Here is a 22,123-nt window from a genome sequence, read left to right as displayed (position 1 = left end):
GCAGCTTTTTTACAAGATTTAAAAAAAGCCACACTACAAAAAAGAGCAATAATATTAAATAAGAAAAATCTCATTATTCCAGATAGTTAAATTACAAATGTGGCTACTGCACCTGCGTCTAATTGTGTAGTCAGCCATTTTTGAGCATACCGAATATTAAAACTTGTTGTTTTAGATCCACTGTTTAGTACAATAACTACCTTTTTTCCGGTAGGAGTAATAAAAGCTGCCGAATAGAATTCTCCGGCAAAACTGGATGCAATTCTTACAGATCCTGCTGGTACAAATTTGGAAGCATGAGCAATTATATAATAACTCACATTTCTGGTAACAGTAGAACCAAAAATGGTCAATGCACCCTTACATTCTGTGCAGCCACCCGGGGTATGCATAGACAAGTCAGGATTATTAGCCAGATTCCATTCCAATGCAACTTTACTATGATTGCGGACAGAACCAATGATAACATTTTTAATATGCCACATCAGATCACCACCAAACTGACCGTTTTTACCAGTCCACTGTTCTGTAAAATAAATTGCCTTATCTGGATGAGCAGCTTTAACTACTGATAAAGCACTGATATCACCGCTATACAAATGAAAGGCAGATCCATCTATATACGGTTTGGCTTCAGTATCATTCAATATTGAAATAGGATAGTTTGGATTATCACAATTATGATCCCAGATAATAATTTTTGTAGTTATCTTATTCTTCTTGAAAGCTGGCCCTATATGATTCTTGATAAAATCTGCCTGCTCAGAAGCAGACATTAAGAGGCTGGGATTATTACCGCCATGCTGAGGTTCATTCTGAATAGTAATGGCATCAACCTCAATACCTCTTTGTTTCATTACCTGCAGATATTTAACAAAATAGTTGGCATAAACACTATAATATTTAGGCAATAAAAAACCACCAATACTGCTTTGATTACTTTTCATCCAAACAGGTGGACTCCAGGGAGACCCCATGAACTTTATATACGGATTAATCGCCTGAATTTGTTTAATTACTGGTATAAGGTCTACTGTGTCCAAAGAAAGTGAAAATTTATTCAACATAGTGTCAGTTTCACCAGATGGAAGATCATTATAACTGAACACAGTCCGACTAAGATCAGAAGCTCCGATACTAATCCTTAGATAAGAAATACCAATAGCATCTTCGGAGTTGCCAAACAATTCTTTCAATAAATTTAATCTGGCTCCTGCATCCATTTGGTTAATCAGGTAGGCGCTTCCTCCGGTTAAAGTATATCCAAAGCCGTCAATCTCCTGAAAGCGTTGAGAACTATCAATGTCAATGACAGGATATGTATTATTTACATTACCGGTAAACAACCCTGTTGTCTGCTTCTTTAAAAGTGCTGACTGATCAGCATTTGTAACCCAGTAACTAACAGGGTCTGAAACCACTGGGGGAGCAATATTCACTTCCTGTTTCTTTGCACAGAAAACAGAGAATATGGCTATTCCCAAAAAAGATATTTGCTTCATCAAAAAAAAATTCAAGTTCACAGTAATTAAATTTATTGAAAGAATAATAACGAATTGTTATTCCTGGATATCACCAATATTTTCTTGCCATCTTTACCCATAATCCATTTGGCATCCCGAAATTCACCGACCAATTCATTGAAAGAATTTTCTTTAGAAACAGAAACCAATTGCTCATCTATGGAAAAAGCTGTAGGATACAACCCATCATATTGTCCTTCGTAAGGTACAACACCATAAAAATTCCCACATGCTAAATACAATGGCAGCTTCCTATTTGATAAAGAGATAAATGAAAAAACAGGAGCAAGCTGTAATTGTTTTGGTAGGGAATGTTGATTAAACCCTCCCTTTGTATCGTTAATAAAATAGGAAGTACTCAGTGTTTCCGCTTTTAACTCCTGATATTCCTTGAACAAATCATAGAACATATATTGAACTGTTTTCCCTGCAACCTCACTGTATTTTAAATAAGCTTTCTTTAAAACAGGTAGCGCTCTTTCCAGCTCATCTTTTGCCAAAAAAGTGTATTCCTTCCCTTCTCTCGTATAGCATAATATTTGCTCAACAGATCCATTAGAATCAAAATCTTTGATGTATAACTTTAGCGGATTATTTTTTGAAACAGTAAGCTTACTGTTTTCGCCCCAGTTTCCTGCAAAAAAATCTATATACCCGTCTCCGTTAATATCAGCGGGAAATACAGTTTGCCACAGTCCGCTAGTTCCTGCAATTGGCTTCTTTACAAATTTTCCTTTGGCATTTTCAAACAATGTAATATTCATCCACTCCCCTGCTACTACAATATCTTGCCATCCGTCTTTATTAAAATCGATTGTAGCAGAACTGGTTGCAATGCCCAAAGACGTTGCATCAATTGTATTTTTATCCGCTAACGAAAACTTTCCATTTCCGTCATTCAACAATAAATAGGAAGACTGTGGTATACCAAACATTTTGGCATTGGCCAAACCAGTAACAAAAAGATCAATGTCCCCATCTTTATCATAATCTGCATGAGTAAGAGAAGACTTATTATAAGCCAAGGAAGGAATAAGACTGTCAGCCACCATAAATCCCCCCTTTTTATCATTTAAATAAAAGTGGTCGAGCAATGCAGGGTTACCATCATCGTACTGATTCCCACCACTTACAATATATAAGTCGGGGTACCCATCTTTATTGGCATCAAAGAAATCTGCATCTACTTTTTCAGCATGCAAAGACATTCCCGCATTCGGCAATATCAGTTGTGAGAAGCTCCCATCTTTTTTTTGAATCATTATTACGTTGGGTTGCTCTGAAGCTCCACAAACAAAAAAATCTTCCAGCCCATCCTTATTAATATCGGCAACGGCCAACTTAGGTCCTCTGGTAGATTGTTTATGAGGTATTAAATATTGCCTGTTCTGGTCAATAAAATCATTCTCTTTATGTTGCCAGTTCAGGTTTACCTGATTGGTAATATTGGTTAAATCATTAGGTCGTTTCTTAAAGAATTTATTGTCCACAAAATTCCCTTTGGCGTTGGTCTGATCCACTTTTATCAAACCAGCTTTGATATTAGATTTAATCACTTGATATTGCTGATTGGGCCAAATCACCAGAATACTGTCTGGCAGTTTTCCATCGGCTAAACCAAAGTGTAAAAAGGGTGTACTAGAAGATTGAAATCCCCTTGTCAACATTAGTTGCTGATACTGCAATTCAGCACCCTGAAACAGATATACTTTTGCCCCAATTCCAAAAGTATTTGAATTGTTTCCTTTAAATGAAAAGGCAAGATGATTGGTATTGGTATGATTATTCTTCAAAATAACAGCCGGCGCATTTATTGGATTAATCACAAGATCAAGTAATCCATCATTATTTAAATCAGCGTAGGACGACCCGGTAAAGTATCCTTTCAATTTGGCTGTTCCCCAATCTTCACTAACGTCTGTAAATTCCATTTTACCATCTCCCTTAAAAAGAAAGGGATGACTTGCCCCGTCAGGCATTTTATCAATAACTTCCTGATCAAATTTATCAGTAATATCAAGTCCCTTGTTAGACTTCATATCACTCACAAATTGAACATAATCCAGGTCTACTGGTCTTTTTACAATTCCACTTGAAATAAACAAATCCTTCTTACCATCATTATCAAAATCTGCAAAAAGAGGAGCCCAGCTCCAGTCAGTTGCTGACATTCCACTCAAAATGCTATTGTCGGTAAATGAAATCCCATTGCCATTGTTGGTTTGCAAAACATTTTTTGAAAACTGCTTTTGATAGCCATTTCTATCAATTTTAAAATTGTAGATGTCCATATTTTCATCACTACCATATGTCTTGAGAATTTTTTCATCCTTTGGCAACATATCTACTGTTATCAAATCCAATTGACCATCATTATTATAATCAGCAACATCATTCCCCATACTGAACCTGCTGTAGTGTCTGAAATGATTAGACCCCATTTCAGAAAATGTGCCATTTTGATTGTTAACATAATAATAGTCGTTCTCATGAAAGTCATTTCCAACATAAATATCATCCCATCCATCATTATTAAGATCTGCAATAGCGACACCCAGACCATAACCCAGATTACTCTGAAATATACCTGCATTAGCAGAAACATCTGTAAACTTTCCGGTCACATTCAAATCGTTTCTATACAGTCTATCTCCGGATAAAGAGTCATATACATTTCTATTAACAACATTAATTACGTTGGAATGTGGCTTATGAGATTGATTAAGAATAAAACAATCCAAATCACCGTCACGATCATAATCAAAGAAAACAGATTGGGTACTAAAACAAGCTGTGTTTAAATTGTACTTTTCCGACTGTTCTACAAATACATTCTTTCCTTTATTAATGTATAACTCATTATGTCCTTTAAGACCATATTTATTGCTCACTGTTGAAACATAGATATCCAACAATCCATCGGCATTCACATCAGCCATCGTAACACCAGAACACCAATCAGAAATTCCAGCCACTCCAGCCTGTTTCGTAATGTCTTCAAACACAAAATTTCCCTTGTTCAGGTATAATTTATTGCTGCCTTTACTATTAGCTGTAAAATAAATATCAATTAATCCATCATTATTAATATCTCCCGTAGCTACGCCTCCGCCATTATAGAAATAGAGATAATATAGGATGCTTAGCCCATCTCTTTCTTTTATTTCATTTATAAAATCAATATTGGAAACAGAAGAAGAAACCAGAGTAAACTTTTGTTTACCATTTTTACAGGAAAGCAATATGATTAACATACTAATCACTACCGAGAAGGCAGATGTTAAACTAAATTTACCTATTCTCATACTATCTCTATGTTAAACAGTAAAGGACTGATTCAAAAATGACCAGCCCTTTACTTTATCATTAAACTGCCAGTACCTATTGTTTAGCTGAATACAATGAAGCAACTTCAGTTGCAGTCAATGCTTTGCCATACAATCTAAATTGATCTATAGCTCCTGTGAACGAACTAATCCATCCATCAGTTGGTCCAGTAATATTTGCATGCTTGTTCCATCCACCAATTACCAAATTGGTTGCCTGAGAAAAGTTTACAGCTCCTCGTGGATTACCTGATTTCTTTGCATCAGTTTGTGTTGGAGTAAGTCCGGTTACCAATGCTCCATCAAAATAATAATTCATTTTTGAGGTAGTATGGTCATAAGCATATACAATATGATGCCAGTTACCATCGAACATTGGTTTTACAAAATCACCTTCCAGCCACTGATCCATTAAACCAAATTTCATAGTTGCCTTTGTAGCTGTCTGATTTTCTACTAAAACAAATGCCGCACTGTGATGCCAGCCATATGTATCATCTACCAAAGAAAACAGAAACTCAGTACGTCCAGCCTGGGCAGCATTTTTTAGCCATAAAGCAATACTGAAGCTGCTTGTTGATTTAAAATCATTGGCAGATGGATACAATAGTGCTTTCCCATCAGCACCTTGAACTGCCTTTCCTGAAATACCAGAAATAGAAGCCAAAGGATTAGCTGAAGCAAATGTAGCTCTGATACTATCCACGGCATTCATCAGTGGATTGGAAGTACTTCCGTCAAATGCAGTATAAAACTTTAATGGGCCACCGGGGGGATTGGCATCTTTAACATAGTTTCCTAATGCCGGGCGATCCATTTTTTGACAACCTGTTAAAACAATTGTGTTCAATGCGATAGCAGCGGCGATAAATATTTTTAAATTATTTTTCATTACATTTTTTTTGTGAGTGAACATTAAAAAATACAATTACCATTCTGGATTTTGTACCAGCAAACCACCTGATTTATCTATTGCAGGCTGAGGAATTGGGTAGAACCTACATTTGTTGGTATAGCCCAAAGGTCCAAGAACAGTAAGTGCATCACCCCATCTTACAAGATCAAAAAATCTTTCACCTTCAACACCAAACTCTACTCTTCTCTCTTGTTTAATAATATTACGCATTGCCAATTGTGTGGTAAAACTGATATTCGCCAAACCTGCTCTGTTTCTAACTGCATTCACCAGAGGAGCAGATTGTGCACCACTACCCATTTCATTCATACATTCTGCTGCCATAAGCAATACATCCGCATAACGAAATACCCTCTTATTAATCCAGCTAGGATTATCGGATTGACCAGTAGATGCTCTGTAGGCAGGATCTGCATAAATCTTTTTATTCCAGTATTTTCTTGGTAAAGGACCAGCAGGCACATCAAAAGTGGAGCCGGGAAGTACTCTTCCATAACCACCCGTTGATGGATCATCAGACTGACCAGAGAATAAAATGGTAGATCCTTTTCTAACATCTCCAGCTTCATAAGCACCTACTAAATTATCGGTAGGCGTATTCCATCCCCATCCTAAGTTCCATCCGCTTGCATTGGAACCACGAACACCCTGTGTAGTAGCATACTGACATCCATTATTAATAGAACCATTTGGACTAACGTATGCCTGAATTTCAAATATAGACTCACTGCTATTTTCTCCGGCATCTTTAAAAATACCATAGTAACTATTATATAAAGAATAAACGCCAGAAGAAATAACCTGTTGAGACAAACTCAATGCCTGAGCCCAGTTTCCTCTAAACAAATGTGCTTTTGCATGTAGCGTTTTTGCCGCACCACTGGTAAGTCTGCCCGGATATTGATTACCCCAAACAGTTGGTAGATTAGCAGCTGCATAAGTAAGGTCAGCATCTATTAGTGCATAAATAGCAGAAGCCGGTGATTTAGCAATATTGGCCTGAGAAGCAGTATAAACGCGGAAATCAATTTTAGGAACGTCTCCGAAACTTCTCACCAAATCAAAATAAGCGAACGCTCTGAAAAATCTTGCTTCTGCAATATTATTAGCAGAGGCTGGATCAGTCAATTTGAGCGAATCAGCAGTTTGAATGGCGGTATTTGCCAGATTAATCAATGCATAATGATCATCCCAGTAGGTATTGGTAGCCCAAAGATCTTTTACATACTGGTATCTGTCAAAAGGAGCAACCCATTCAGCTCCATCAGAAGGATCCGATCCTTTTTCAGAATCGTCCGATCTGAAATCGTGCATAGCCAACCATGGAATGGTGGTAAAACCTGCACTGTTACGTAAGTTACTGTACAATCCATAAACCTGTCCTTCCAAACCACCTTGATTCAAATCATCAAGGGTTGCAGTTAGAGGTTTACGATCAAGAAATTTACTACAACCTGCAAGCACCAATAACATTGATGATATAGTTAGCAGGGAGAATAATATTTTAATATGCTTTTTCATAAATTATAATAATTTAAAAGACTTAGAATGTTACATTAATTCCAAAAGTGGTAGTCAACGGAATTGCGCCGCCGGCATTGTCTACGCCAAATGATATGGCGCTTCCACCAAATTCAGGTGTATAACCAGAATTTCTTTTCCAGGTATTAAAGTTTTGAACATTCACAAATGCTCTTAATGATTTTATTTTAGCTCTGTTTAAGAATGAAGAAGCTACGTTGTATCCAAGCTGGATATTTCTGATTCTGAAATAGCTACCATCTTCAATATTGTAAGTAGATGCTTCATAATTAACTCTGTGGTCCTGAGCCAAAATAGGATCCCAGTTGGAAGTACCCTCACCATGCCATCTGTTCATTTTAAACGCAGCATAATTCACTCGCTGGAAAGGTGATTCTGTACCACCCCAGTTTCTGAAAATTTCATTACCATAAACACCTCCCAAATCAATTCCGAAATCCAGATTCGTATACTTTACAGAAATGCTACCTCCATAGGCAAAGTCTGGAGTTGGGTTACCAATCATGGTTCTGTCAGCTGTATTTATTTTACCATCACCGTTAATATCCTTGTATTTTAAGTCGCCAGGACCATAAGAGAACTCAGTATTAACCGGAGAAGCCAGCTTATCAGCATAAGATTGATAAATGCCTTCTACTATATAACCATAAAAATAACCAATTGGCAATCCTACTGTTGTTCTGTTTACGCCATTTACAATAGAGAACTCCTTGGTAGCAAGTGATTCAACCTTATTTTTATAAGTGGTGAAATTACCATTTACAGTGATAGAAAGGTCTTTGTTGATATCCTTAGTATAGCTTGCAGACAATTCAATACCGCTGTTTCTGATACTACCAATATTATCCAATCCATTAGACACACCCTGACTACCAGGAATAAATGTCATTAGATCTTTTGTAAGTTTATTGAAGTAATTAATTTCAACGTGTAACTTATTCTTTAAGGCATTGAATTCTACACCAACTTCTTTTGCGTGTACAGTTTCCCATTTCAAATTTGGATTAGGCAAATAGGATTGTGAGAAGGCGTTGTAAACAAGGTTGCCAAAAACTGCAGCATTACCTGCAACTAAACCTGGATAGAAAGGATAATCATACCCATAGGTATTCTGGTTACCCAAAACCCCGATTGATGCCTTTAATTTTACATAGTCAAAAACATTCTGATTCTTGAAGAAATTTTCTCTGCTAATTTCCCATGCACCCCCAATAGCCCAGAAATTCTGCCAGCGGTTGTTTGGTGAAATCTGAGAAGAACCGTCTCTTCTGATTGAAGCATTCAGGTAATATTTACCCTGATAATTATACAACACTCTTAACAAAGCAGAAGCAGTTGTTCTTTCTCTCTGGTCAGAATTGGAAATCTTGGTAGTTGGATCAGTAAATCCATTATTAATGAACCAAAAACGATTATCATCCGGTATTGCAGCACCAGTAGCACTTTGTCTGGCAGCCGCTGACCTATTGAAATTACCATAGTAATAAGTAGTCCATCCAGCCATTGCAGTTAAACTATGATCTCCGAAACTCCTTCTGTAATTAAGAATAAAGTCTTGCTGGAATTTCTTATAAGACTGATCCGATTCAGAAATAGTTGTAGTGCGGCTATACAAAAATGGTCTCTTAATTGCAGCGTCGTATGCATTGTACATAGGTGTATACTGCCGAGTATTTACATTACTGATATCAGCATAAAAACTTGCTTTGAAAGTAAAATCTCTCAAGAAGTTCACTTCTCCAAAAACACTACCCACTGTTCTATATTCAATACTTTTGGTTTTGTTCCATTCATTTTCAAGTTGAATTAAAGGATTCACAACACCTGAGTTCTGAATAGAAGGTAATTCGTAATACAAATTCTGAACAGTACTATCTAACCCGTAAGGATTCTTTGCTTTTACAGCAATAGTTCCATCACTAACCAATGGAATTACTTTTCTTGCCTGATCCAGAATATAAGTTGCATTATAAGGATTAACCTGTCTGGTAGCATTAAAGTTGACTCCAAGCTTAATGGCTTTATTCAATTTAACCTCATCATTAAAAGAAAGTTGAAATCTTTCCAGTTTTTCATGCTTGATTAATCCTTCGTCACCTGTATAACCAATTCCAAAATTGAACTTGTTCTTTTCAGTACTGGAAGCTATGCTCAGGTTACTATTACTGAATGTTCCTGTGCGTGTTACTGCATCAATCCAATCTGTATTGGCAGTCCAGTTACTGTAATCGAAAGGAGAAGTAACTCCAATATTTACTTTTTCTTCTTCGTAGAGGGTTTTAAACTGTTCACCGCTAACTAGTGCAATTTTATTTACCAGTTTTTTAAACCCATAAGTAGAATTGAAATTAATCACAACCTGACCTGCTTTCGCTCTTTTGGTTGTGATTGCAATAACCCCTGCAGCGCCTCTTACTCCGAAAATAGCAAGAGAAGAAGGATCTTTTAATATTTCAATTGACTCGATATCATTCGGGTTGATGTAATCAATATTATCATTGAATACACCATCCACAACATATAAAGGTCTAACTGATCCAATACTGATAGTACCTCTAATTCTGATATCCGGAGCTGCACCGGGAGTACCATTATTTACAACAGACAAACCTGCTACTTTACCTTGCAAAGAAGCAACAGGATTGGTATTGGGTTTATCAGCTACTTCCTTTCCGGAAATTTTTACAATAGAACCAGTTAAATCTCTTTTACTGGCAGATCCATAACCAATTACAACCACTTCATCCATTTTCTTAACAGCAAGTGACAGTTGCACATCAATAATTGCTTTGCCAGCAACTTTCACTTCAGTTGATTCATATCCAATACTATTGATAACCAGGGTAGCATTTTTATCAACGGTAATTTTAAAATTACCATTGTTGTCTGCAAAGGTTCCATTATTGGTTCCTTTTTCTAAAATAGAAGCACCTGATAAGGCTTCTTTATTATCTCCTACAATCTTACCGGTAATAGCAATTTTGTCATTTTCAACTTCATTGGTCGAAATAATAGCAAATAGATTTCCTCCTAGTTGTTTGTAAGTCAGGTTGGTTCCAGCAAACAAATCGTTAAGAGACTGACCAATGGTCCAATTAATAGCGTTAAAGTTTACTTTGTTCTTAAGGTCCTTTAAGTCAGAATTATACAAAAATCGAAAATTCCCTTCATTTTCAATTTGCTTTAAGACCTTTTTGATCTCCGTTTTGTTTGTTTTTACACTGACTTTTTGTCCTAGAGAGGTAGTTGCACTTACCTGCATAATTGATACCAAGGTAATTACAATTGCAAGCTTCATAATGAGCAAGGTTTTGAGAAGCGTCCTGCGCCACTTTTTGTGGCCAAGAACTACACTTTTTTGCATAATTTTGATTTTGGTTATAAAAGAATGCAACGCCTATGGATTTTATCCATAAGATTGCTGTGCTTTTAGCGGGAAATGCTGCAACATTTCCCGTTTTTATTATTTTTTGGTGATTGTAATTATATTGTTCTTGATTTCATAATTAAAAGGGATTAATAATTGAAGGTCACGTAAAGCCTCATCAATTGTTTCATCTACAAATGACCCGCTTAGTCGAATATTTTCAATGTCTTCGTTGGCGAGATTAATTTGAACATTATACCAACGTTCAAGTTTTTTTACAATGTCTTTTACCTTTTCTTCCTCAAAAAGTATTTTGTTATACACCCATGATGTTTCGTGTATACTGGAATCAGCTAAAGCTTTAGAGATAGGAACTACCTGCACATTAAAAGAAGCTTCCCGAATTTCTTTTATTTCTGCTCCCGCTATCACCTCTTTCTTCGCATTAACAGTGCTCTCCTTATTGAAAATAATTTTTTCATGAGGCTTCAACATTAACTTAGGTGCATCTTTTTGATTTCTGTTGACCACTTCAATGGAGCCCTGAATCAGCGTGGCTTCAATGGTTTCATCCACTGAATAAGCTTTGACATTAAATACAGTTCCCAATACATGAATATCAATATCTGAAGTATGTACAATAAAGGGTCTTGAGGGATTATGAACTACGTCAAAGTAAGCCTCACCATCCAGCATGACCTCTCTGTATTTCCCGTTTAAATTTTCGTCATAAGTTAACTTGCTTCCTGAATTAATCCAAACCTGCGTTCCATCAGGTAATACAATTTTTGATTTAGACCCCTTACTAACAATCACTTCATTCTGAGGCTTGCTTTTAGCAAGGGTAGGAAGCTCTGATTTGCTGAAAAGAGTATTGAAAAGAAAGAATGCACCAATACCTACTGCAGCAATTGAAAAGGCTACCTTGATCCACCTGGCAATTTTGGGTTGCTTAGTATCAATATGAATAAAATCGTTGGCAATCTCATCATCTACCATATCAAAATCCTGAACCTGTGCTTTAAGTCTGTTCACATGATTGAGGTAATGGTCTTCCTGATTTTGCTTATTGGAGCTAGAAGTTTTAGGTGTATTAGATGCAAAAAAATCGCTTAATCTGTCATGAGAAGCCAGAAAATCCTGATTTGAACTTATATAAGCCTGCAATTGCTTCAATTCCTCCTCAGAAGCTTCGCCGAAAATTTTTTTCGTAAGCAGAATCCAAAATCGTTCTTCTTTCATGGCAAGTAAATGGTCAGGATAAGGACAAGCCAAAAGCAGAAATACCCCTAAAAGGGATAAAAAATTATTTTTTGGCTAAAATAGAATGGATTTCAGGGAATTCATGTTTAAACTCTAAACATTGACGAATTCTTCTAAGAGCAATCGCCATTTGCGACTCCACTGTTTTAACAGACAGATCCAGGAGTTCGGAAACTTCATGGTATTTCAAACTTTCTTCTTTAATCAACTTAAAGATGATTTTGCATTTGGGAGGTAAGGCATTCACTGCGTCCATTATTTTTTGGGTCAGTTCAGCAGAGATGGCCAATTCCTCTGGATTAAAAAAGACGCTCTCAAGGTGCATCGAAAAATCATCTAACTGAAGTGATGCTTTACGCTTATTGAGTTTTAAACGGTTTAAAGCAAAGTTTTTTGTTCCAATTAGCAGATAAAGCTTGGGGTTATCCAAACGCTTTAAATTCTTCCTTTTCATCCATAAATTAATAAAAAGATCAGAAACCACTTCTTCCGAATCTTCAGATGATTTAAGAAATGTAAAAGCAAAGCTGTAAAGGCTTTCGTGTAGTGAAACGAATAGCGCCTTGTAAGACTTTTCACAATCTCTGGTAGAGATAGCTTCAAGTAAATTATTAATTTCTACATTTGACAGCACACAAGCAATTGAATAATGAAACTACAAATTAATAAATAAAATTGTCAATAATATAAAATCAAAATAAGAGTTTTATCATGTTTTCGTGGTAATTGAGCCTAGAGGAATTAATTAATTTTGTCAATCGCAATCAAATCACAAAACAGCCATATGTATATTTCTGCTTCAGAAGCTATCCAGAAAATCCAATCCCATCAAAAAGTTTTTTTACATGGAAGCGCAGCAACCCCAATCAGGTTAATCAATGAGTTGATTGCACAGAAAGACCGGCTCTCAGAAGTAGAATTAATCAGTATAACACAACAAGGTGTAGACCTGAATGAGCCTTCTTTGAAGGGACATTTTTTCATGAATTCGCTGTTTGTGTCCGAAAGCAATCGCAAAGCCATTAACATGGGGATGGGTGATTATACGCCCGTATTTCTAAGCGAAATACCCTTGCTATTTAACAGGAACATATTAGAAGTGGATGTGGCCATTGTAACGGTATCACCACCAGATAAACACGGTTATTGTTCTTTAGGAACTTCGGTGGATATTGTAAAATCTGCCTTACGTTCAGCTAAAAAGATCATTGCACAAGTAAATCCCAATATGCCCAGGGTGCATGGAGATGGGTTTATCGCCTTTTCAAAAATTGATTTTGCTATATGGGCAGATGATCCGCTACCCGAAGTTAGCTATGCAAAAGGTTTAACAGAAGTACATGAGAAAATCGGGAAGATTGTGGCTGAATTAGTAGAAGACGAAGCTACTTTACAATTGGGTATTGGCAGTATACCCGATGCAGTGTTAAAAAATTTAACCAATCACAAAAACCTTGGTCTGCATACAGAAATGTTCTCTGACGGAGCAATTCCGCTAATACAAAATGGAACCATTAACAATAGCAGAAAAAAAATAGTAAAAGGATATTGTGTTACCTCCTTTTTACTAGGCACCAAGGCATTATATGATTTTGCAGACGACAATCCAATCATCAAGGCACTAGACATTGATTATGTAAATGACCCAAGGGTTTTAAGCCTTAACAAAAAAGTAACTGCTATCAACAGTGCTATTGAAGTAGACTTAACAGGACAAGTATGTTCCGATTCAATTGGCATGTATCAGTATTCAGGCATTGGGGGGCAGATGGACTTTATTAGAGGAGCCGCTTTATCGGAGGGTGGAAAGCCAATCATCGCTTTACCATCCGTTACCAATAAAGGAATTTCCAGAATCGTTCCTTATTTAAAGCAAGGCGCAGGTGTGGTAACTACAAGAGGTCATATTCACTGGGTTGTAACAGAATACGGTGCTGTAAACTTATTCGGGATGAACATGGCACAAAGAGCTAAAGCATTAATCAGCATTGCACACCCTGACCACAGAGAAGAACTTGAAAGAACAACTGCCGAAAGATTTAAATATTAGTATAACTAGTAAATTTTAATTGGTCTGTTCGGTTTGTATATAAAAATTAGTGTCTACTTGAAATGAATTTCCTTGGATTAGTCCTTTTATTGGAACTGTTTTCCATGAAGCAGTTGGATAAATCCATTCCTTTCCAGTTATATTGGTTTTAAGGGGCATAGTAAACCCACTATTGCAGTTCACAAATCTGTATTTTATTTGATTGTCTTTAATTACATATTGAAGAATAGGTACCTGCGCTGATCTAAGGTATTGGTCAAAAAAAGGCTTTAGCTGCAGTTTAGTTTCCCGAATAAAAAAAGCTTCCACCTCCCTGGAAGTAACCACATGATGAAAAAACTCTCTATTCAATTTTCGCAATAGTTGAATAAAACGATTGTTATTGGACAGCATAGTTTTGATCATATGCATCACCGCCCACCCTTTTACATAATTATCCTGACTACCGTCTTCATTTATTCCATATTTACCAATTACAGGTTTATCATTCTCAATGGTTCTGAATCTACCTTGCATGAAAGCATTACCTGCATCTTCTCCCCAATAGTGTGCAATCACTAATTCTTCTGCAAGTCCAACAAAACCTTCTTGTATCCATCTATCGGCAATATCACTGGCAGTAATGCTATTCCCAAACCATTCATGAGCAGTTTCATGAACAAGGATACGGTCTGTCTTTTTACCCCAACCGGTATTTGAAATATCCCCCCCTTTTACATTCGTACCCTTTCGGTAAGAGCTTCCATAGGCAATTGCACTTTGATGCTCCATACCTATATAAGGTGCATCTACCATTTTAAATCCATCATTATAAAAAGGATATGGACCAAAGCAATTTTCTAGAGCAACAAGCGTACTATCGATCTGGGGCATCAAATGTTCAATTGCTTTTTGGCGATTGTAATCCAGCACCCAAAAATCGGTACTCAACAGACCATTTTTACCATTATGCTTTCCAGATAAATGAACATACTTACCAATATAAAAAGAAATGCCATAGTGATTGATCGGACTTTTTACCTGCCAACGAAATAAGGTTTTATCTGCAGCAAGTTGTTGCTGATGTATCAATCTTCCATTACTGACTGCTATTAAACTATCCGGAACAATCACAGAAATGGTTGCTCCATTTTCTGGCTCATCAGATAAATGATTCTTACAGGGGAACCAAAGACTTGCCCCTTTGTATTGACAGGCAACTGAAATCCAGGGCCGACCCAATGAATCTTTAGACCACACCATTCCGCCATCCCAAGGGGCATGTAAGGACTCAATGGGTTTACCAGCGTAATAAATGGTGACTTGTTTTTTTGATGATTGACGTTGCTTATTCAATTGTAAATACCAGATGTCCCCTACTTGTCTAAATGCAACGGATTTACCATCTTGTATCACACTATCAATCGCTAATGGTGCAACAAGATCTATCTGCATTTCCTTTATGGGTCTATTTTGTAGAACCTCATAGGTAATGGTCTGAATGCCCTTTAATTTTTTATGCACCCAATCTGGCTCAACAGTTAAGTTGTAGTGAAGAATATTCCACCAAGCCCTTTCCGCTGTGATGGAGCCTACTAAGGAGTCTTTTTTTTTACAATATTCTGTAGCATTTCTGAAAAAGGCATAGGCGCAGACCATTGGGGATTATGATCGGCTTCTAAAATAGAAACCGGCCACTTGTATTTTCTTGCCTTGTCTGCTTGAGAAGAAAAATCATCTTTGGTTGGATCCTTCCCCTTGTCTACAGTGAGAATATAATGGGTAGGGATTGTTAGTCGTTTAGGATTCTTCAGGCTAATTTTGTCGGTGAATGTTTTAACTGCATGTGGAACATCTTTTGGAGGAGCCTGATCGGGTTTTACCCATCTCGGAACCAGGAACCCATTTTCAATTAGGGGTCTCATTGCTTCAGGCGTTTTACCCTGTGCAAATACACTCTCTCCATCTTCCGGAACAAATGCATCCAGATAAATCATTTGGGCAATTCTATCAGGTATGCTATCGGCCACACCTGTTATCACCATACCACCATAACTATGGCCTACCAGTATTATATTCTTGAGGTCTTCAAAAAGAATCATGTTAACTACATCCTTTATATGAGTGTATAAGCCCACTTCAGGATTTGCCAGGTGAACCCGCTCACCTTGACCAGTTAATGAAGGTCTGTATACAGTTGCACCTTGTGCAGTAAGCAAAGAATCTACTTTTTTGAAAGCCCAGCTCCCACCCCATGCGCCATGAACTATAACATAAGTAGGGCTGGAGGATGATTGTGCATAGCAAGTATGTAAACAAAAAGCTGAGAAATTAAGTAGAATTACTAAAAGGATCTTTTTCATAAAATTCATGCTTCGCTAAAGATAAAAAAATGAAGCCAACAATGTACAATTCTTGATTTATTATAATAAATCGGCATTTGATTTCAATTAATTGCGATTCATCAAAATCTTATAACGATTTAATTAGATTCAGTAAATGCTTTGTTATGAAACCACTACTAAAATGGTTCAAAAAAAATACGGAGACTACTGAATTCAATCGGTTTATAGTTACTGTTACTACCAAGGCTCACTTTTTAATCAGATATCCGCAAAAAGATCATACTCCAAAAATTGGAGAATGTTTATCAGGACACTGGACTGAAACCATTCACATAGTAAAAAGGAAAAAATTATTCATTGAGATATATGTAAACAATCAAAAAAAGGCGAATGACTTACTATGTGAAGTCATGGTTCAGGAATTAAATGATCAGAATCAAATTATTAATCCCTCCTATTTCCCGTTTACAGTTGGTACAGATATAGAAAAATCAAAATGGACAAGATTTGAAATACCAGCAATATTGGATTAGCTCACTGCGATCTGTAAATTGGATTAAAAAAATCAGAAGCAACAAAACAATTTAGTTAACCAATTCCTCACGGGCTTTAGCAACCATGTCAATAATTACATGATCTAAACGATTTAGTTCAGAAACTAAATATCCAACTAGTTTATTGGATTCTTCAGGGGACTTGTCAATGTAATTACTTTGTAATACTTCAATTATGCCTTTCATATTTGCCACAGGAGCTCTTAAAGTATGAGAACTTTTCCAAGCAAGTGAATCTAAACTTTGAACATATTGTTCTTGCAATAAATTCATTTTCTTTTTTTCATCAATATTATTTGCCCCGATTGCGACACCAATCATTTTACCAACTTCATTATAAAAAGGTCTGAAGTTAATCTCAAAAGTTGATATTGCTTTAGTATCATATTTAGTTAAAACAACTTCACTATCTATCTCCTTGCCATTTAACACTTTTCTAATATTAGATTCAAAAAACGGAGCTAAGGTTAAATCAATGACGTCTCTTAAATCAATATCAAATTCAATACGCTTGTTAAAAGTATTATGTATTATTTTTTCTGCAAATTTATCATAATACTGTACTTTGAAATTATTATCAATTAGTATATTTATATCAAACTTACTAGACTCAAGCAGCCGCAAGTACATTGACTGACTCAAAGCAATATTCATTAAACCCTCACGCTGGATATTCGAATGTTGTTGAAATGAATTTCCGTAAATAAATTCTGGAAACTTGATAAATAATAATAACACAATAGTCAAATTGACTAAATTATTGAGTATGATAACTAAAAGAATGAAGTTATCTACAGTAATAAAAAAAACACCTATAAGCGCTAGAAAGAATCCAATTATTTTAAAGGATAAAAACAACTTTGTGAACTTGAATTTAGATTCAAAATCTGTTATTAAATTAGGTTTGATTTGTTTTCTTAAACGAACATACATCAGAATACTAAATGTTGCATAAAGTAACCAACTTATCGATCTTAGCAAAGTATGCCAAATTGTACCCAATAAACCTTCATGATACAAATCATAATTAATTAACTTCCCTGAAACAATGACTTGCAATGTTTTAATTTTAACATCAGGAGAACTTAAATAAAAAGGCATCAGTTCTATAACATTCATTAAGAAAGGAAGGAAATGTAAGAAATCCCATCTTCTAAATTTATATTCGTTATAGAATAGAGTCCTAACAAATAAATATAATATTGGTCCACCTAAATATAAAAAAGGTCCAGAAACTCTAATTAAATGTGGAACTTTAAAATAGTAATTCGTTTTATATATAATGAACGAAATATTTTGAAGAAAAAGTAATGAAGCAGAAACAAATAAAAGAATCATCGGTAGCTTCCAATCACTTTTTTTCAGAACAATTAAAAAACAGATTAAATAGAATGAAAATGCAAAGTAATTTGCATAAATGGATAGTTCTATCATAAATTTAATAAATGGATAAGAATAATTGGATTGAAAGATGAGTTTTATCGATAATTAAGATGCCAATAATTATCAATATTGGATTATAATTGATAGTAAAAATTAGTTCATGCAAATTTTCTCTTATAGAATTTTAATAATAAGAACCTACATTTTTTATTTCATAATCTTCCCCGTTTTAAAGGGATACTAGTCCCCTTTTTATTTTTGAATATCATAGAAGATTTGAGGTATTGTTACGTCCAAACTTTTTGATATTTTATATATCTGATAAATACTTGTATTAATTCTGCCAAGCTCAATTCTGCTTAATTGCGTGTATTCCATACCAGCATCTAAAGCCAACTCCTCAATACTTAGCTGTTTCTCTAATCGAAGTTTTCGAACTTGGCATCCAACCTTAGCACAGAATTCTTCTTTGGATAAAGACATAAGGCAAATTTGTGATACATTACCTCTAATAACAATAGCAAATAAGCCATATAACTAGGGAGGCATTGTATTTCAAATTTCATGAACTCAAAATCAAATAGAAAGTTTCTACAACCTTGCAGAAATTAGGGTTTTTGATAAAATTGAATTAAATCGCTTTGAAGTTTAATTCGCTTAGGTTGACTTCTTGAACCTGATATGTAATAGTTCTGAGCTATAGCATCTTCCATATGCAATAAAAAAGCTGCTTTTATTCTGGAACATTTTTCATTAACTGAATTTGAACGATTATCGGTAAGTTCAGTTATGCTTTTTTTAATTTGGTCAATGTCGCTCCTATTTCCAACATGTTTATAAATTTCAATTAGCTCATTCCTAAAGTTTGATAATTCCTTAAATCTAATACCCTCGGGATATCTTAACATCAAAATGTAAAATGATTTATGAAGTGGGGGTAAATTAATTTCGATATTACCATAGTCAGGCAATAAAATTTTATAGCGATCAGTTATAACTAATCGACTAATTATTTTTTGGTCTTTGTCAATTTTCTTGGCACTGAATAACTCCTTGTTGTGAAAAAATGCCTTTAGCGGTTTTGATTTAGGATTGCTAATCATAAATTCTTCTGTTAAAATGAAATAATTAAATATTTCACAGCATGATTAATACTTTAGCAATGAGCCTTTATCACAAAATAACAATTGGGAATTGGGGAGAATAATCTAAAAAGTATCTTTAAACTATAATCTAATATCGTAACTAATAACTTTGCTCCAAATGCTAATTAATAAATTGATTAAATATTTATTCAATTGGGCAATATAAATATTTAAAAGCAGCATAAAAAATCTCTTTTACCAAAGAAATAACAATCTTTTAGATACATGTCTCTATAGCTGTCGGTTGTTAGCACAATATTCTCTCTTGAGCAATACTGAAAAATTGCCAAACAGGTGTCACAATCAAGTTGCTTGTAATCAGTTTCACAAGTTTCAAACAGTTCCACAATCATTTTGGGGAGTACTTCTACTACTTTGACCACCTTTCTCTATTTCTCTCCAGAGACCAATTAATATTCTCATTAGCTATATCCAATTCATTCTTCATTGCCTGCCTCTTAGAAGCCATTAAATTGGTCTTATTTCATGTCCCTAAGCTAATGGAATACATTTTACCCTGATAATTCCATTAAGCTGTTCGCTGATTTCAGAATGTACTTCTTTTAACTCCATGCCTGAGAATTAGTTCGCTTCGCTCCGTGAGAGTGGATTAGCTCACTGCGTTCGCTGATGCCAAAGGATTCACGTCGCTACGCTCCGTGATCCATTGGGGGGGGCTAAAACAAAAAAACCCTTCAGCGCTGCGCGCTTGGGTTTTTTATTTCTCACCCTTACGCGAACAAGTTCGCGACGGGCTCAAAACAAAAAACCCCTCGACTTCGTCGAAGGGTTTTTTTGTTTCGTCGGGAAGACAGGATTCGAACCTGCGACCCCCTGGTCCCAAACCAGGTGCGCTACCGGCCTGCGCTACTTCCCGAGAATTTGTCATGATTTCCGCCGGAGGAAATCAATCTTTTAGTTTGCTCGCAGATTATGGTGAGATAATCTGCGGTGAGGGCGGGATTCGAACCCGCGGTACAGTTTAACCCGTACGGCAGTTTAGCAAACTACTGATTTCAGCCACTCATCCACCTCACCGTCCTTACTCCTTTCGGAGAGGGATGCAAAAGTAAGTTTCCTGAGGTTAACTGCCAAAAATTGAGAGAAAAAATCCTAAAATAAAACATCCCATCTGCTATAGACGGGATGTTAAATACGAAAACTAAGTTTTATCGGAGTATTTCTCAACTGGAAGAGAACTACATAGCTGCTAATTGAACCTTCTGTGTCAGTTCCATCACATTTTCTCTGAATATAGAGTCGGTGTCCATTAGATCTTTCACGGTCTGACAAGAATGGATTACGGTGGTATGGTCTCTTCCTCCAAAATGCTCCCCAATGGTTTTCAAAGAGTTTTTGGTGAAAGCCTTGGCCAGGTACATAGTAATCTGACGTGCCTGCACAATTTCGCGTTTACGCGTCTTGTGTAACAGACGGTCATATGGAACATCAAAATATTCACAAACCATTTTCTGGATAGCATCAATAGTAATTTCCTTGCTGCTGGTCTTAACAAAATTGCGCAGTACTTTCTTGGCCAGTTCCACATCAATTTCCTTTTTATTCAAAGAAGACTGTGCCAACAAAGAAATCAAAGCACCTTCCAGTTCACGAACATTGGTATTGATATTATACGCCACGTATTTAATTACTTCCTTCGGCATATCCAAACCATCATTCTTCATTTTCTTCTCAAGAATCTCAATACGAGTTTCGTAGTCTGGCACTTGCAAGTCGGCACTCAATCCCCATCTGAAACGACTGAGCAAACGCTCCTGCATACCATCCAGGTCTTTGGGTGCTTTATCAGAAGTTAATACCAACTGCTTACCGCTCTGGTGCAAATGGTTAAAGATGGCAAAAAATGCATCCTGGCTTTTTTCTGCACGGCTGAAGAACTGAACATCATCAATAATCAACACATCAATCAATTGATAGAAATGTATAAAATCGTTGATGGCATTGTTGCGGCTATGATCAACAAACTGATTGATAAATTTTTCACTGCTTACATACAAAACCACTTTAGATGGATGCAATCTTTTCACTTCATTTCCAATGGCCTGAGCAAGGTGTGTTTTACCCAATCCTACACCTCCATAAATCACCAATGGATTAAAAGAGTTAGCACCTGGCTTTTCCGCAACCGTTTTACCGGCTCTGCGTGCTACGCGGTTACAATCCCCTTCAATAAAAGAATCAAAAATGTATCCCTGGTTCAGCTGCGGATCAATTTGCATTTTTTTCAATCCTGGAATCACAAATGGATTCTTAACCGGATTGTCAATTACCAGAGGAAAGTTCATTTCATTGTTATTAATTGACTTTGGACCTCTAGCAGGCAAATCAACGGAACCACGACTATTGGTATTTCCGCTATCCACCATGATACGATATTCTAATCTGGCATCTTTTCCTAATTCGCGTTTCAGCGTTTTAGCAAGCAACGTAACATAATGCTCTTCCAGGTATTCATAGAAGAATTGAGAAGGAACCTGAATCAATAATACATTTCCTTTCAACTCTACCGGAGTAATTGGCTCAAACCATGTTTTGTAATGTTGCCATTCAACAATGTCTTTGATAATTTTTAAACAATTGATCCAAACATTTTCAGCGTTCTTAGCCATACAATTAAGTGAACAATTTTATATAATCAGTTAAGTTTTGTCTTTGCTTACAAGTTATCTTATTTTCCCCATATGTGGATATGTTTCGAAAATAAAAACC

At 36.0% G+C, this 22,123-nt stretch carries 15 protein-coding genes and 2 tRNA genes; 2 read left to right on the top strand and 15 right to left on the bottom strand.

Annotated elements, in window-relative coordinates; translation table 11 throughout:
• Positions 1 to 86: 86 nt before the first annotated feature.
• The 7 genes from TEGAF0_RS00085 to TEGAF0_RS00055 all read right to left on the bottom strand — a co-directional run bounded on the left by TEGAF0_RS00085 (position 87) and on the right by TEGAF0_RS00055 (position 12,571).
• Positions 87 to 1,502, bottom strand: coding sequence for a glycoside hydrolase family 30 protein (locus tag TEGAF0_RS00085; protein ID WP_264899064.1), 1,416 nt, complete (start codon positions 1,500 to 1,502; stop codon positions 87 to 89).
• A 32-nt stretch (positions 1,503 to 1,534) separates the two neighbouring features.
• Entirely contained in the window at positions 1,535 to 4,828 is a 3,294-nt protein-coding gene (locus tag TEGAF0_RS00080) for an FG-GAP-like repeat-containing protein (RefSeq protein ID WP_264899062.1), read from the bottom strand.
• A gap of 76 nt (positions 4,829 to 4,904) precedes the next feature.
• Positions 4,905 to 5,741, bottom strand: coding sequence for a LamG domain-containing protein (locus TEGAF0_RS00075; RefSeq protein WP_264899060.1), 837 nt, complete (start codon positions 5,739 to 5,741; stop codon positions 4,905 to 4,907).
• 36 nt (positions 5,742 to 5,777) lie between these two features.
• Complete coding sequence (locus TEGAF0_RS00070; RefSeq protein WP_264899057.1) at positions 5,778 to 7,286, bottom strand: RagB/SusD family nutrient uptake outer membrane protein; 1,509 nt, start codon at positions 7,284 to 7,286, stop codon at positions 5,778 to 5,780.
• A gap of 22 nt (positions 7,287 to 7,308) precedes the next feature.
• Complete coding sequence (locus tag TEGAF0_RS00065; protein ID WP_264899055.1) at positions 7,309 to 10,605, bottom strand: TonB-dependent receptor; 3,297 nt, start codon at positions 10,603 to 10,605, stop codon at positions 7,309 to 7,311.
• Between the two features lie 165 nt (positions 10,606 to 10,770).
• Positions 10,771 to 11,916 (bottom strand): FecR family protein, encoded by a 1,146-nt coding sequence (locus TEGAF0_RS00060; RefSeq protein ID WP_264899054.1) that lies wholly within the window; start codon positions 11,914 to 11,916, stop codon positions 10,771 to 10,773.
• Positions 11,917 to 11,980: 64 nt separating this feature from the next.
• A complete protein-coding gene (locus TEGAF0_RS00055; protein WP_264899053.1) occupies positions 11,981 to 12,571 on the bottom strand; it encodes an RNA polymerase sigma-70 factor in 591 nt (196 codons plus the stop codon).
• Positions 12,572 to 12,721: 150 nt separating this feature from the next.
• On the opposite strand from TEGAF0_RS00055, the gene TEGAF0_RS00050 reads away from it, so the two are divergent.
• Complete coding sequence (locus TEGAF0_RS00050; protein WP_264899050.1) at positions 12,722 to 13,987, top strand: acetyl-CoA hydrolase/transferase family protein; 1,266 nt, start codon at positions 12,722 to 12,724, stop codon at positions 13,985 to 13,987.
• A gap of 15 nt (positions 13,988 to 14,002) precedes the next feature.
• On the opposite strand, the gene TEGAF0_RS00045 is transcribed toward TEGAF0_RS00050, so the two are convergent.
• Positions 14,003 to 15,625, bottom strand: a complete 1,623-nt coding sequence (locus TEGAF0_RS00045; RefSeq protein ID WP_264899049.1) for a M1 family metallopeptidase — start codon at positions 15,623 to 15,625, stop codon at positions 14,003 to 14,005.
• Positions 15,562 to 16,329 carry an alpha/beta fold hydrolase gene (locus TEGAF0_RS00040; RefSeq protein ID WP_264899048.1) on the bottom strand — a complete coding sequence of 256 codons (768 nt, stop codon included), beginning with the start codon at positions 16,327 to 16,329 and terminating at the stop codon, positions 15,562 to 15,564. Before TEGAF0_RS00040 ends, TEGAF0_RS00045 begins: the two co-directional genes overlap by 64 nt.
• 146 nt (positions 16,330 to 16,475) lie before the next feature.
• Between TEGAF0_RS00040 and TEGAF0_RS00035 the strand changes: the two genes are divergently transcribed.
• Positions 16,476 to 16,844 (top strand): hypothetical protein, encoded by a 369-nt coding sequence (locus TEGAF0_RS00035; protein WP_264899047.1) that lies wholly within the window; start codon positions 16,476 to 16,478, stop codon positions 16,842 to 16,844.
• A 51-nt stretch (positions 16,845 to 16,895) separates the two neighbouring features.
• Here the strand turns inward: TEGAF0_RS00035 and TEGAF0_RS00030 are convergent, their stop codons facing one another.
• The 6 genes from TEGAF0_RS00030 to dnaA form a co-directional block, all read right to left on the bottom strand.
• The gene (locus TEGAF0_RS00030) at positions 16,896 to 18,299 is read right to left on the bottom strand and encodes a phytochrome family protein (RefSeq protein WP_264899046.1); all 1,404 of its coding nucleotides are present in this window, start codon (positions 18,297 to 18,299) and stop codon (positions 16,896 to 16,898) included.
• A gap of 201 nt (positions 18,300 to 18,500) precedes the next feature.
• On the bottom strand, positions 18,501 to 18,731 hold the full coding sequence (locus TEGAF0_RS00025; RefSeq protein ID WP_264899045.1) for a helix-turn-helix transcriptional regulator: 231 nt from the start codon (positions 18,729 to 18,731) through the stop codon (positions 18,501 to 18,503).
• A 125-nt stretch (positions 18,732 to 18,856) separates the two neighbouring features.
• The gene (locus tag TEGAF0_RS00020) at positions 18,857 to 19,351 is read right to left on the bottom strand and encodes a hypothetical protein (RefSeq protein WP_264899044.1); all 495 of its coding nucleotides are present in this window, start codon (positions 19,349 to 19,351) and stop codon (positions 18,857 to 18,859) included.
• 845 nt (positions 19,352 to 20,196) lie between these two features.
• Positions 20,197 to 20,270, bottom strand: a tRNA-Pro gene (locus TEGAF0_RS00015).
• Positions 20,271 to 20,342: 72 nt separating this feature from the next.
• Positions 20,343 to 20,431: transfer RNA gene (locus TEGAF0_RS00010), tRNA-Ser, on the bottom strand.
• A 161-nt stretch (positions 20,432 to 20,592) separates the two neighbouring features.
• Complete coding sequence (gene dnaA, locus TEGAF0_RS00005) at positions 20,593 to 22,023, bottom strand: chromosomal replication initiator protein DnaA (protein WP_026763968.1); 1,431 nt, start codon at positions 22,021 to 22,023, stop codon at positions 20,593 to 20,595.
• Positions 22,024 to 22,123 lie beyond the last annotated feature (100 nt).

This window comes from Sediminibacterium sp. TEGAF015 (assembly GCF_025997995.1).
Taxonomy (GTDB): domain Bacteria; phylum Bacteroidota; class Bacteroidia; order Chitinophagales; family Chitinophagaceae; genus Sediminibacterium.
This window is presented reverse-complemented; position numbering and strand designations above follow the sequence as displayed.

Excerpts from the sequence above, each read along its gene's own strand:
- TEGAF0_RS00085 (WP_264899064.1), bottom strand. The coding sequence starts at position 1,502 with ATGAAGCAAATATCTTTTTTGGGAATAGCCATATTCTCTGTTTTCTGT.
- TEGAF0_RS00080 (WP_264899062.1), bottom strand. The coding sequence starts at position 4,828 with ATGAGAATAGGTAAATTTAGTTTAACATCTGCCTTCTCGGTAGTGATT.
- TEGAF0_RS00075 (WP_264899060.1), bottom strand. The coding sequence starts at position 5,741 with ATGAAAAATAATTTAAAAATATTTATCGCCGCTGCTATCGCATTGAAC.
- TEGAF0_RS00070 (WP_264899057.1), bottom strand. The coding sequence starts at position 7,286 with ATGAAAAAGCATATTAAAATATTATTCTCCCTGCTAACTATATCATCA.
- TEGAF0_RS00065 (WP_264899055.1), bottom strand. The coding sequence starts at position 10,605 with ATGAAGCTTGCAATTGTAATTACCTTGGTATCAATTATGCAGGTAAGT.
- TEGAF0_RS00060 (WP_264899054.1), bottom strand. The coding sequence starts at position 11,916 with ATGAAAGAAGAACGATTTTGGATTCTGCTTACGAAAAAAATTTTCGGC.
- TEGAF0_RS00050 (WP_264899050.1), top strand. The coding sequence starts at position 12,722 with ATGTATATTTCTGCTTCAGAAGCTATCCAGAAAATCCAATCCCATCAA.
- TEGAF0_RS00045 (WP_264899049.1), bottom strand. The coding sequence starts at position 15,625 with ATGGTCTGCGCCTATGCCTTTTTCAGAAATGCTACAGAATATTGTAAA.
- TEGAF0_RS00040 (WP_264899048.1), bottom strand. The coding sequence starts at position 16,329 with ATGAAAAAGATCCTTTTAGTAATTCTACTTAATTTCTCAGCTTTTTGT.
- TEGAF0_RS00035 (WP_264899047.1), top strand. The coding sequence starts at position 16,476 with ATGAAACCACTACTAAAATGGTTCAAAAAAAATACGGAGACTACTGAA.
- TEGAF0_RS00030 (WP_264899046.1), bottom strand. The coding sequence starts at position 18,299 with ATGATAGAACTATCCATTTATGCAAATTACTTTGCATTTTCATTCTAT.
- TEGAF0_RS00025 (WP_264899045.1), bottom strand. The coding sequence starts at position 18,731 with ATGTCTTTATCCAAAGAAGAATTCTGTGCTAAGGTTGGATGCCAAGTT.
- TEGAF0_RS00020 (WP_264899044.1), bottom strand. The coding sequence starts at position 19,351 with ATGATTAGCAATCCTAAATCAAAACCGCTAAAGGCATTTTTTCACAAC.
- dnaA (WP_026763968.1), bottom strand. The coding sequence starts at position 22,023 with ATGGCTAAGAACGCTGAAAATGTTTGGATCAATTGTTTAAAAATTATC.